Origin of the sequence: Streptomyces pluripotens (assembly GCF_000802245.2) — a bacterium.
GTDB lineage: Bacteria > Actinomycetota > Actinomycetes > Streptomycetales > Streptomycetaceae > Streptomyces > Streptomyces pluripotens.
The window spans coordinates 3,969,059-3,981,582 of sequence record NZ_CP021080.1 but is presented as its reverse complement, the minus strand read 5'-3'; the positions used below and the strand labels follow the sequence as shown (position 1 = coordinate 3,981,582).

Annotated in this window: 7 protein-coding genes and 1 pseudogene; 4 read left to right on the top strand and 4 right to left on the bottom strand. The window is 66.8% G+C overall.

Annotation, left to right across the window (positions count from 1 at the left end; genetic code table 11):
• Positions 1–148 precede the first annotated feature (148 nt).
• The 4 genes from LK06_RS34430 (at position 149) to LK06_RS18060 (ending at position 2,383) form a co-directional block, all read left to right on the top strand.
• On the top strand, positions 149–520 hold the full coding sequence (locus LK06_RS34430; RefSeq protein ID WP_043404991.1) for a hypothetical protein: 372 nt from the start codon (positions 149–151) through the stop codon (positions 518–520).
• 260 nt (positions 521–780) lie between these two features.
• Entirely contained in the window at positions 781–1,104 is a 324-nt protein-coding gene (locus tag LK06_RS34890; protein ID WP_078858989.1) for an IS3 family transposase, read from the top strand.
• Between the two features lie 49 nt (positions 1,105–1,153).
• Complete coding sequence (locus LK06_RS34425; RefSeq protein WP_234367445.1) at positions 1,154–1,435, top strand: helix-turn-helix domain-containing protein; 282 nt, start codon at positions 1,154–1,156, stop codon at positions 1,433–1,435.
• Between the two features lie 9 nt (positions 1,436–1,444).
• The gene (locus LK06_RS18060) at positions 1,445–2,383 is read left to right on the top strand and encodes an XRE family transcriptional regulator (RefSeq protein ID WP_234367444.1); all 939 of its coding nucleotides are present in this window, start codon (positions 1,445–1,447) and stop codon (positions 2,381–2,383) included.
• 1,862 nt (positions 2,384–4,245) lie between these two features.
• Here LK06_RS18060 and LK06_RS18050 read toward each other — a convergent pair.
• The 4 genes and pseudogenes from LK06_RS18050 to LK06_RS18035 form a co-directional block, all read right to left on the bottom strand.
• Positions 4,246–8,238 (bottom strand): FG-GAP-like repeat-containing protein, encoded by a 3,993-nt coding sequence (locus tag LK06_RS18050; protein WP_052318994.1) that lies wholly within the window; start codon positions 8,236–8,238, stop codon positions 4,246–4,248.
• On the bottom strand, positions 8,235–10,169 hold the full coding sequence (locus LK06_RS18045; RefSeq protein WP_234367443.1) for a DUF6531 domain-containing protein: 1,935 nt from the start codon (positions 10,167–10,169) through the stop codon (positions 8,235–8,237). Before LK06_RS18045 ends, LK06_RS18050 begins: the two co-directional genes overlap by 4 nt.
• 918 nt (positions 10,170–11,087) lie before the next feature.
• Positions 11,088–11,618, bottom strand: a complete 531-nt coding sequence (locus tag LK06_RS18040) for a GNAT family N-acetyltransferase (RefSeq protein ID WP_043405000.1) — start codon at positions 11,616–11,618, stop codon at positions 11,088–11,090.
• Positions 11,603–12,484 (bottom strand): annotated as a pseudogene (locus LK06_RS18035) (NsdA family TPR-like regulatory protein); the annotation flags it as partial. The gene LK06_RS18040 and the pseudogene LK06_RS18035, both read right to left, overlap by 16 nt.
• Positions 12,485–12,524 lie beyond the last annotated feature (40 nt).

Below are 12,524 nucleotides of genomic sequence, written 5' to 3'. Positions count from 1 at the left end.
CTCCCCTGGTGTGATGAGGCGATCGGTGCTCTCAGCTCGTCCATCCCGACCACGCAGCGAGCCAGATGGCGGAAGGCTCTCACCCTGAGACCCGATATATCCGTCCATAGCCTCCCGAGACAGAACGACCACCGGGCAAAATGGGCTCATGACAAAGCTGTCCGTACGGTCGATCTGTCGTCCCCCCTCTGGTTCGGTGTTGTCGTTGTGGTCACAGAACTCCGTGCTGTCGATCGGCTCAGTAGGATCGGTCCTTTCCGTGGGTTCTGTCGGTTCTGCTGTGTCAGTCGGCTCGATCGGAAGTGCCCTGTCGGTCGGCTCGATTGGTTCTGCTCTGTCGCTGATCTCAACCGGCTCGTGGCTGAGCACAGGATCGTTGTTTTCCGCGCAGTCGCGGTGGTCCGTGCTGTCCTGGCGTTCCTCTCGCGGTTTCCTGGCCGCGGGAGGGCTGGGGGCAGTGACCGGAGGCGCACTGCTGTTGACCCAGATGCTGCACAAGGCCGACGCCGGCACCCAATAACCCTGATTGGGTGAAAAGATGTTTCGCTCGGCTACTCCAACGGGTCCGAGGCTGTTGAGGATCGAGCGGCCGCCGATGCCGATAGACCGGATGGGGCACAAGCATGGGGCTGACGACGTCTCTGCTGTCGGCGTACTGGCTGAGGGGATCCCGTCCATCATGGGCTTTGAGGAGGTGCCGGTGGGCCAAGCGCAGGAGTGGTCTGCCGGGGAGCGACTGGTTGCTGAGCATCTTCAGGTGCCCGCGCTCGAAGGGCCGCCGTGCTGCACATCGCCTCCCACCACACCTACGGTGTCCCGCGCGTCCACGCCGAACTGCGCCATTTGGGCCGACAGGTGAACCGCAAGCGCGTTGCCCGCGTGATGCGTGAGCGCGACATCCGCGGCATCAACCGGCGCAAGAGGCGTTCACTGCCCCGGTCGCTGGAGAACTTCGCCGCCGCCAACCGGCGCTATCACCTTCGGCGTGGCCTGGTGCGCGTTCGCCGCCTGGTTCCTCGTCCACATCCTCACCTGACACAACGCCCCCTGTACGGCCCATGTCGGCCGTACAGGGGGCGTTCTTTGCTGTTCCCGGGGCATTGACGGCAGCCGTACCCTGACCCCACCGGCACCGGTACCCGAGGGGGCACGCGTGGACCTGTCAGCAGACCTCAGCACCGGCGAGCGTATCCGCGTACTGCGGGAGTCCCGCGGCATGTCCCGGGCCTCCCTGGCCCAGCTCTGCGGACGCGGCACCGACTGGCTGAAGAAGATCGAGTCCGGCGAACGGGAGCTGCGGTCGCACACGTTGCTGCTGCGCCTCGCCGCCGCCCTCCAGGTGCACGACCTGGCAGCGCTCACCGGCCGGGACAGCGGGCCCGCGGCGAGTGTCCCGCTCGGCCGCCTCGCCCACCCGGCCATGCCCGCAATCTGAGCTACCGTCATGCAACGCAGCCTCACCAGCAGCACACCATCACCGGCTGATCCCGCGATCCTGCAGGGCCGGGTGGACCAGACGTGGCACCTGTGGCACACCTCGGAACACAACCGCACCGAGGTCGGCGCGCTACTCCCGGACCTGATCCGGGACGCCGAGACTGCCGTGCGCGCCCTCGACGGCGAGCAGCGCCGCGCCGCACTGGTCGCCCTTTCCGACGTCTACCGGCTCACCGGGCAAGCCACCGCCTACGTCGCCCCCGCCGAGATGGCATGGGTAGTCGCCGACCGTGCCCTGTCCGCCGCGCAGGCCGCCGACCAGCCGGCCGCGAAAGCTGCCGCAGCCTGGAACTTGGGCAACATCCTGCGCGAGACCTCATATCCAGAGGATGCGCTGCGCGTCGTCACCGAGGCCGCCGACCTGATCCGGCCGCACCTCGACGGCGCGCCGGACGACTGGCGCGGCATCTACGGCGCCCTGCAGCTCCACGCGGCCGTCACCGTCGCCCGCGAGGGACGCGACGGCGACGCCTGGCGCTACTGGGACCGCGGCGACCAGGTCGCCAAGAACCTCCCTGCCAACTACGTGCACCCCTGCACCGTGTTCGGGAGGGCCAACGTGGATTTCCATGCCGTGTCCGTCGCAACCGACCTGCAGCGAGCGCAGAAGGCCCTCGGCCTGGCAGCCGACTTGGACCCGGACACGATGCCCTCTCGTGAGCGGCGGGCCCGCCTGTGGGTCGAAGTCGCTCGCGGCCACCTCCAGCGCGGCGACACCACGGCCGCCCTGCACGTCATGCAGATGGCGCACCGCATCGGTGCGGAAACCGTCGCCTACACCCCGTCTGCCCGCACTGTGGCCGCCGAACTGTGGCGTGGCGCCCCCAGGTCGATGCGGCAAGAGGCCGGCCGGCTCGCCGAGATGGTGGGCGTGAGCACCGGCTGAACAAGGGGGACAGTCTGGGACAGGGGGACGAACTGTCCCCCTTCTCTCTTGCCCGCGGCCCTACGGTGACGCTCCGCACGCAGTCACCTACGGAAACGGGGCAGCATGCTTCCCAATTGATTGCACGCGTCCGTGCGCCGCCACGAACCGCTGACCAATCCAGCACTGGCATACGCCGTGAGGCTGAGGGCATGACTCCGAATCGAACACCCGTTCACCCGAACGGGTGATTACCTGCCGCGACCTGCTTTGTTAGACAGGTGATGCAGTCGACGTAGCCGCTCTGCGTCGGCCTCAGACGTGCCGGGCCACCAGGACGGTGCCCCCCTCTTGGCGGTGCCCCGGCACACGACGGCCCCCGTTCCCCTCATGGGAGGACCGGGGTCGTTCGGTATGTCGGCCGTGGCCGTGACCTGCCGAAACAGCAAGATCATTTAGGGGTTATTTGGGAGATCGGCTCTAGCAGTGGGGGTGTAGCCAGCCTGTAGCCAGAGCAGGAGACGCCGAACGAGGAAGAGGCCCCGAACCCTCCCTGACCTGAGATTTCCGGGGCCTTGGCCTGCTACTTCTCGGAGCCCCCTGTCGGATTCGAACCGACGACCTTCGCTTTACAAGTGGGATCGAATCCTTGCCAGGTGGTGCTCGAAGCTGCCGCGTGGTGCTGTTTCGCCTGATCAGCGCCACGCGGCGGCCTGCTCCATCCGCCTCATGACGCCTCGTGCCGGGCGGTCCGCTCACGCATCGCTCACGCATGAAGGGGATGTCACCGGCGGCGTCGGCAAGCTTCAAGACGTGGGAGAGCAGAGTTCTCTTCGAGTACCGAAGGCGGCTGCCGACACGGCGCGAATGGCAGCAGTCCACGCACACGGCGGGACTGTCGGGCCGACTGCGAAGTCCGCTCCGGCGTCGTGGCCACGTTCATCGATGCACCGGGCGCGGGGCTCCGGACGCCGCGCTCCCTGGCTCCACGCAGGGCACGCCACCAGCAGGGCTCGACCGTCAGCCCTGCGATGGGCATCTGTTGCCGTCTGCGCCCTTCCCAGGTCACAGGCCGTGGGCCTTCCTTCTCCGCCGGCTGGCCGGCAACTCTTCCACATCGTCTCCGAGTTCAAGTTGCGGAGCGATATCGAGCCAGGCTTTTACTTCACGCACTATATCCCTGCCGGTGACCTTCTCTTGAAACCAAGACAATTCCGCCAGGAGAACAATTGCCGCGAGGAGCTCTGCTCCACCTTCGAAGCTGACCGCTCTATCGAACGGTCCCCGAGCCCCTGCGCGCTAGCATGTCGCCGATCGGCACGGCGTTCGACGTGCAGGGACGGACTGCTTCGGCGTCTTCCCGGAGGAGGACATGACCCGTCGCACTGTCGTCGGTGCCCCAGCCGTAGACGATTCCTCCGTCCGCGACAGAACCACGCTGGGTGATGTGCCTCGGCGGCATCCACCCCAACTCCTGAAGAGAGGCGCTGCGTTCCAATGCACGCTGGGTGACTCAAAATAGGTGAGAGCCACCCAGCGTGTATCGGCTAGTCCAACTCGGTGAGTCGCAGTTGGCTCAGGATAGCCACATCCTGGAGAGCGGCCAACGTACGATTATCAGGGTTCGTGACGTACACGAGAACCTGCCACTCCGGAAAGTCTGGCTCTGCCAAGTAACCCTCGTCGTCTATCCAGTTTCTTTCCACTGTGACTTCCTGGACTTCGGCACTACTGAACAATAGGTAATCTCCCCCCTTGTAGGAACTGTTGCGGTGCCTAAAGTCACCACCCAGCACTCCAGACAAAGCCGCCTCAACTTCGGGGAGCTCACTGCCACGGTAGCCGAATAAGTAGAACCTCTGCATCACGTGCGACCTCTCGCATCATTTTTTCGCAATGATACTTGGCCCCCGTTCGACCGCCGCGTCAATCGATCCGTAGATCATGAAGGCGACTTTACGGCCCGCAGTATTCGAGAGTTGACTGGCGAGTCCATCCAGGCGCATTTTGCGAAGATCCTCGGGCCGCAGCGGCCCGGTGCGACTACCTCCGGAACGGAGGCCAACGCCCGCCTTTTTCGCCTTTTCAAGCAAGCTCTCGCCAGCAAGGGCAATATCGTAATCACTCTCGTCGTCAAACGGTTCGCCTGTGCGGTAGCGAGCCCCTGTCACTGAACTACCCTGGAATGCCGCTTGGGCGTCCCCGAACCCTGCTTCATTCAATCCATCGTATAGCTCGTGCACGAACTCCTCATACTGCGAAGAACCCCCGAACCCACGCGGGATATAGGGATCTTTCCCCCCAAGAGCCGGGTCGTCGCCATGGGCTGCGCCGGGGCCGAACCTCTTGGGTTGGGCTGCGCCTGCCTCGACCGCGTCCTTTTCCCAGCCGGTGAGTCCGCCGATGCCGACGAGGAGGATCTGCTGGGTGAGCTGGTCGCCGGCCGCGTCGTACTGGTCGGCGAGTTGGTCGCACCCTTGCTGGCGCAGCATTTCAGCGGCGCGGTAGAGGCGGTAGGCGGGGCGGACGGGGAAGTACTTGTCGAAGAAGGCGCCCGCGCCGCCGTTGCGGCCGGAGATGGCGTCGCCGAGGTCGCCGATGAAGGTGAAGGGGAGTTCGGCGCCTTCCTTCAGGCCTCTGCCGATGGCTTTGAGGCGGCTGGTGATCGGATCCCGCCAGCTCTGGCCCGAGAGGTCGACGGCGTAGGTCGGCCGGTCACCCGTGTAGCTGTACGCCGAGGTGTAGGGATCGGCCTGCTGCGGCTGGATGGGGTCGGTGGTGGTGAAGCGGCCGGTGGTGGGGTCGTAGTTGCGGGCGCGGAGGTTGTAGCCGGCGGCCTTGGTGGTGGGTTCGGTGTACTGGCCGGTGTACGTGAAGGGGTTGGCTGGCGGGCTGGTGGCGGTGTTGGTCTGGGTGGATTGGCCGTAGGCGGTGTAAGTCCAGCTGGACTGAAGGCTGCCGGTGGCGTCGGTGAGGTCGGTGGCGGAACCCAGTTGGTCGTGGTGCTGGAAGTACGCGTCTCCGCTGGGCAGGGTCTGGGACTGGATCTGCTCCAGCGGGTTGTACTGGTAGGTGGCGGTGAGGGTGCCGTTGCCGGTGTAGTCGGCGGCTGCCTGCGGGAGGGCGTTGTTGGGGTCCCAGACGGTGGTGCGCAGCAGGCCCGTGCCGGTCTTCGAGGCGGTGGTGCGGTTGCCGTCGGCGTCGTAGCCGTAGGTGTAGGTGGCGCTGGGGGTGGTCAGTGAGGTGAGGTGGTTGGTGGCGTCGTAGGCGTAGGTGTTGGTGCCGTCGCCGGTCTGGTTGCCGTCCTTGTCGTAGCTGTAGGTGCTGGTGGTGGTGCCGGTGGTGGCGGTGGTCAGCTGGTCGGCCGCGTCGTAGGTGTACGTGGTGGTGGTGCCGGCGGTGGTGGAGGTGAGGCGGTTGCCGACGCCGTCGTAGGTGTACGTGGTGGCGGCCGAGGCGTCGGGGCATTGGGTGCCGGCGGTGGCGGAGGTGCAGTCGGTGAGCAGTCGTCCGGCGTCGTCGTAGGTGTAGTACTGGTGGCTGGTGGGTTTGCCGAGCCGGGTGACATCGACCTGGGTGGGCTGTCCGGCGTCGTCGAGGGTGAGCTGCCAGTTGGCCAGGGTGGTCAGGCCCTTGGTGCTGCCGATGGAGGTGAGTCGGCCTGCGTTGTCGTAGCCGCGCTTTTCGGTGTAGCCGTTGGCGGTGGGCAGTGTGGTGGTGGTGAGGTTGCCGGCTGGGTCGTAGGCGTAGTTGACGGTTCCCGCGGGGCCAGTCTGGGAGGTCTGGCGGGAGTCGTCGTAGCCGTAGGTGGTCTTCTGCCCCGAGGCCGGGGCGGTGGCGGTCGCCGCCCCGGTGAGGTGGCCCGCGCCATCGCCGCTCCACCGCCGCAGATGCCCCGAGGTGTCGGGAGCGACGATGTCCAGGGTCTTGCCGGCGTCGAACGTGCCCGTGGCGGGCGTACGGTAGGACGTCCAGTCGTCGGTCTGGAGGATGTAGGTGCCGAAGCCGCCGGTGCCGTTGGCGGGGTAGAAGCGCAGCTTGTTGTGGGCGGTGTCGCGGGCGAGGAAGTCGGTTTTCCCGTCGCCGTTGAAGTCGCCGGGGGTGAGGTACATGCTGCCCCACCCGGCGCCGAGGTCAGTGCGGCTGCCGAAGGCGCCGTCGCCCTTGCCCGGATAGAGATACAGGTGCCCGTCGGCGGAGTTGATGGCGAGGACGTCGGTCTTGCCGTCGCCGGTGTAGTCGCCGGGGGTCAGCCGGTAGGTGGCCCAGCCGCTGCCGATGTCCGTGCGGGTGCCGAAGGTGCCGTCGCCCCTGCCCGGATAGAGGTACATCTCGTTGGCGGTGGAGCTGATGGCCAGCACGTCCGGCTTGCCGTCGCCGTTGAAGTCACCGGCGGTCAGGGTCATCGCACCCCACCCGGCGCCGAGGTCGGCGGCTGCGGCGAAGCCGCCGGACCCGTCGCCGTTGTACCGGTACAGGTGACCGGTGGACTTGTCGATGGCCAGGAGGTCGGTCTTGCCGTCGCCGGTGAACTCGGCGGGCAGGATCTGGTTGAAGCCGGTCCCGCTGCCGGTCAGGGTCGCACGCGCGGTGAACGTGCCATCGGGGCGGCCGAGATAGGTGCGGATGCCGTCCTTGGCGTCGGTGCGGATCACGTCGGTGATTCCGTCGCCGTTCAGGTCCGCCGATGCCGTCTGCGCTGCGCCCGACCAGTCGAGTGCGGCGCCGGCGGTGTAGTCCTGGGCGCGGGAGGTGATCCGGCCGTCGGCGTCGTAGGTGTAGGCGAAGGCGCCCTTGCCGGCGCTCGGCGCCACCGATGTCAGCCGGCCGTCCGCGTCGTAGCCGAAGGTCCGCTTGCCCTTTCCGTCGGTGACGGTCTGCGGCCGGCCGTCGGCGAAGTAGGTGTAGCCGGTCGCCGGGGTGCTGTCGCTGTACGTCGTCCCCGTGGCCAGTCCGCGCCCGTCGAACGCCGTGGTGGCGGTGATGCCGCGGGCATCGGTGGCAGTGGTGGCGTTGCCGTCCGCGTCATAGCCGAACGCCTGCTTGCGGCCCAGCGGGTCGGTGACGGACGTCCGCCGGCCAGCGTCGTCGTAACCGTACGCCGTGGTGTGCCCGCCCGGATCCTTGCGCGTGGCGAGTGTGCCGGTGACGTCGTACGAGTAGGTGGTCGCGGCCCCGTCGGGTCCGGTCACCTTCAAGATCCGGCCCAGTTCGTCGTAGCCCGTCTTCGTGACCCGACCGAGTGGATCGGTCACCGACGTGACGTAGTTCATCGCGTCGTAGGCGGTCACGGTCTTGTGGCCCAGCGGGTCGGTGACGGTCGTCTGGTTGCCGGCCGGGTCGTAGCTGTAGGTCGTCGTGTACTGCGACGCCGTGGCCCCGCTGACGTTGCCCCGCGGGTCGACCTGCGTCAGCATCCGCCCGTCCGCGTCGAACGTCGACGAAGTGGTGTACCCCAGCGGCGATGTGACGCTGGTGCGGTTGCCGTCCGCGTCGTAGCCGTAGGTCGTGACCTTCCCCAACGGGTCCTTCACCGACGTGGGCCGGCCGGCCTTGTCGTAGGCGTACGTCGTCACCTTGCCCAGCGGGTCGGTGGTGGTGGCGACGTTGTCGTTGCCGTCGTAGGTGGTCTTGGTGACATGGCCCAGCGGGTCGGTCACCGACACCACCCGGTTCAGTGCGTCGTACGCGGTGGTGGTGACGGCCCCGCTCGGGTCGGTGACCTTCGTCCGGTTGCCGTCCGCGTCGTAGGCGTAACTCGTGGTGTAGGCAGCTTTGTCGGCGCCGGAGACGTTGCCTCGCGGGGAGACCGTGCTGAGCAGTTGCCCGTTCTTGTCGTACGTGTAGGTCGTGGTGTCGCCGAGCGGGTCGGTCACCGAGGTGAGGTGAGGTGACCGGCCGCGTCGTAGGTGTTGGTGGTGACCTTCCCCGCGGGGTCGGTGCTGGTCAGGACGTTCCCAGCCGGGTCGTAGGTATAGCTGGTCGTGTGTCCCTGGGCGTCCTTGACCGAGGTCAGCTGCCCGGCTGCGTTGTAGCCGTAGCTGGTGACGTTGCCGAGCGGGTCGGTCATGGACGACAGCAGTCCGCGCGGGTCGTAGGCATACGTGGTGGTGTACGCGGCCGCATCCGCCCCGCTGACGTTGCCGCGGGGGTCGGTCTTGGTGAGGATGCGTCCCGAGGGGTCATAGGTGAACGTCGTCTTCTCACCCAGCGGCGTGGTGACCGACGTCCGGTTCCCGGCCGCGTCGTAGCCGTAGGACGTGACCTTGCCGCGCGGTGTGGTGACTGAGGCGAGCGCGCCGAGCGAGGTGTAGGTGTAGCTCACCTTTCCGCCCGCCGGGTCGGTGGCGGTGGCGACCTGGCCGGTGGAGTTGTACGTGTACCCCGTGGTGTCGCCGCGGCCGTCGGTGTGGGTGGCGACGTTGCCCTTCGCGTCGTACGTCCAGCTCTCCTTGTTGCCAACGGACGACGGCGCGGTGCGGGTGAGCATGTTCCCGGCGCTGTCGTACGTCATCGTGGTGGTGTTGCCTAGCCGGTCGGTGATGTCCACCGGGTGCAGCGACTTGTCGTAGTCGTACGAGACTTCGTTGCCATACGGGTCGATGCTCGCCATCAGCACATTGCCTGCGTACTGGTCCGACCACACCCCGCCGTCGGCGTCGGTGGTGTTCGAGGTGCTGTTGCCGTCCCAGGTGAACGTGGTCTTCTTGCCGTTGGGATCGGTCTGGCTGTTGACCCGGCCGTTCGCGTCGTAGGTGTTGACGATCTTCGCGCCGGTCGGATCCGTTACGGTGGTCAGGTGCTGGGCGGAGTCGTACCCGTACGTCGTCGTCTTGCCTGCTGGATCCGTGACCGAGGTCAGCTGCCCGGAGGTGTATCCGTACCCCACCGTGGTGTCGTCCGGCAGGGCCACCTTGCTCAGCAGGCCGTCGGAACCCACCGTGAACGCCGTGCTGCGGCCCGCGGCATCGGTGACCGACGCCAGCCGGCCCGACGTGTACGTCAGCGTCAGACCGTTTCCACTGGCGTCACGTAACGCGGTGAGCCGGCCGCCGCTGTCGAAGACGCTGGCCGAATGGTCCTGATCGGTGACGGTGTACGTGCCTCCGGACACGGTCAGCTTCAGGAACGTGCCAGCGGGCGCGACATACGTGCCGTCACTCCGTTTCCCGAAGGCGACCTTAGAACCGTCCGCGGTGAGCAGCGTGGCAGTGTTCGAGGTGAGCGTCAGTTTCGAGTCGAACGGTGTCGACCAGCCCCGTCCCAGCAGGCCCACGTCCGTGGAATCCGAACGGTAGTAGCGGTCGAGCGACAGCGGCCTACCTGCGCCCACCAGACGTGCGTCCGTGGCCTTCTCGAAGTAGGTACCCGTGGCGGTGTTCACCGGGTCCGCGCGGTCCGACTGTGCGTAACAGGTGCAGATTCCCACCTGAGAACCCGGAATGTCCGGCGTGTAGAAAGCGGTGACGTACGGCGAGTCGGTCCCGTTGGCGCTCCACGTCCCGTCAGTGCTCCGGAGGTAAATCTGGGCGAAGTACTGCTGCCCGTCCCGCAACGGTCCGTCGGCACCGTTCGACGCGGCCCAGAAGCACTCGTTCTTGAACTCCGGGTGACCACCATCGTTGGGCCACCAGTCGTAGCACCACGCAAGGACCGGATCCGACTTCCCGGCCGGGTCATCAGAGGCTCGGGTGACCTCCCTGGCCACCACAGTGGTACCCGAGGAGTCCCGGACCAGCAGCAACACCTCGGAGTAGCTCGCGGCACTGGTACCGGCCGCGAACTGCAAATGTCCGCCGATGTCCACGGTTCCCGGATACGCCACAGCAGAGGCACTGACCCAGGCGGGATCCGGCGGGACCGCGGCCGAGGACCGCGGCACCACCGCCGGGGCATGTGATGGCCGCTCAGCGGAGCGTGGTACAGGCTTGTCCGACGCAGAGTGGCGCCGTGCACGCATGAAAGCACCGGCAGGTGACAGCCGAAGGCGCTCCTTCGCCACCTGGGCGCGCCGCGCAGCCGAGGTCATCGCCTTCGGCGGCTTCGGAAGATCAGCCGCCGTCCGCGACCTCGCAGTGGAAGAGGCGTGCGACGCAGCGAGCCTGTCCGGCAGGGCCCATGACGGTGTCACGCCCCCGATGGCCACGAGCGCCATGGCCAGGACGGTGACGACGAATCGTCGCGCTCGTGTGTGCACTGTGCGCCCCCTGTGGTCAAGCCGTGAAGCATGCGACTAGGGGATCTTTGGCTGATGAGGCCCCAGAGGAACCTGTGATTTGCGGGTTGTCTGAAATCCCCACGGGGGAACTACGAGACCGGCCTGGGAACTGCCTGGCCAGACAGGCGGGATTGGAACGCGACGGATAAGAATGGCGTGAACCCGTCAGGTTCCGGGTGGCTTGGCGGAGAACATCTCAACGCTCCATGGGGAGCCTGCAGTGCTGGGGATGGCGGCCGGAGTCATGGAGACCAGGTGCTTCGCTCCGCTGCTGAGGCGGCGACTGCTGCTGGGCCCCGGCTACTTCCAGGGCATGCACCCACATGCCCTGGGCGGATTTGGCGTTCTGACCACCCTAAAGAAGAACAAAGTGGCTGATGACCTTTCGATGACGGAGGCGGACGATCTTCGCTCTCGTGCTTCGTCACCATGGTCCTTGGGGTCGGAGAACGTCTGGACCCGATGTTCGCTTGGCTTGTGCGATCTTTGGCACCGCCGGTGGAGGGTTCAGGAGCGGAGGTCCTTGACCATGACCGCGTACACCGGTGAGTCGGCGAACGGCTGCTGATCGCCCACCTTGGCATATCCCCACGACTCGTAGAGTGCCTGCACCTTCGGGTGCGTGACGTCGACCAGGAGTGCGGCGAGGTCTTCCGTGCGCTCCTTCAGCAGTGCTTCGTGGAGTCGTTCGGAGATGCCCTGTTTGCGCCAGCGCGGGCGGACCATCACCTCGGAGACCGCGTAGGTGGAGGTGTAGCCGTTGTTCGGCTCGTATCCGGTGGAACGCCACCACTCGCGGCCGGAGGCGAGCGGCGCGCCGTACGCGAAGCCGACCGGTTCGTCGGCGTCGTACGCCACCACGCAGGAGAAGCCCTCCCTGCTCGTCCAGTGGTCGACGAACCAGGCGAAGCGCTGGTGGAAGGGGTCGTCCATCTGGTCTGCGTAGGCGTCGGCGTGTACGTCGATGAGCATCTGCCGGAAGCCCTCGGGGAGGTCTCCGTCCTGGAAGTGACGCAGGTCGGTCACGCTCGGCTCCATTCGGTTCGCATGCGGTCTGCCCAGTCTCGTGCGTAGGAAGTAGAGGGGGCCATGGTGAACAGGCCGCGGTGGAAGTCTCCGATGAGGGTGCGCATGCGGCCGGGCATGGGGTCGCCGTCCATGATCGTGAAGACGTTGGCTGCCGTGGCTGTGGCCTGCTCGGCCTCCCCCTGGTGAAGTTGTGCGAGGGCGAGCTGGGCGGTCGCGAGTGCCCTGTTGCGCCGGAAGGCCCTGGGAATCTTGGCCAGTGCTCGGTAGGCCATGGCTTCGGAGTGAGCATGGCGTCGGCTGTTGAACTGCACGACGGCGGCGAGGTGGTCGAGTTCGGCTTGGCCGTAGAACGCTGTCCAACGCGGGCGTTCGCACTCGACGACCTTGGTGAAGGTGTCCTGGGCCGATCCAAGGGACCGCAGGCCGGCCCGGCCGTCACCGAGAGCCGCGTAGGCGAGGGCCACGCGGACTCGGCCCAAGGAGTCGAAGAACGGATCGCGACGAGCCGCCGGAGAGGCTTGCGCGGCCTGTGCAGCTGCCAGCGCCTCCGGCCAGTTGTGCCGCTGGTACGCGAGGATCGAAAGGTTGACCCACACGCGCATTTCGGTGGGTCCGTCCTGGGAGAGGCCGGCGTACGTCGCTGATTCGTTCAGGTAAGTCTGCGCCTGGTCGAGGTTGCGGGCATCGATGCAAGACCAGGCGGCGATGGTGGTGTACTCGGCGGCCAGTGCGTACAGGGAGCGGCGGACGCGTTCGCCGGCGTTGCGCTGCTGTAGCTCCAGTACCCTGTCGCGCCCCTGTACGGCGGCCCTCTCCAGCGCTGTGTGCCCACCCTGCCGGTCGTCCGCTTCGACAAGGGCATTGACGCCGGCGGCGGCCGTCTTGGCCGTTGCAAGCGCAGGTCAGGGCCGGTAC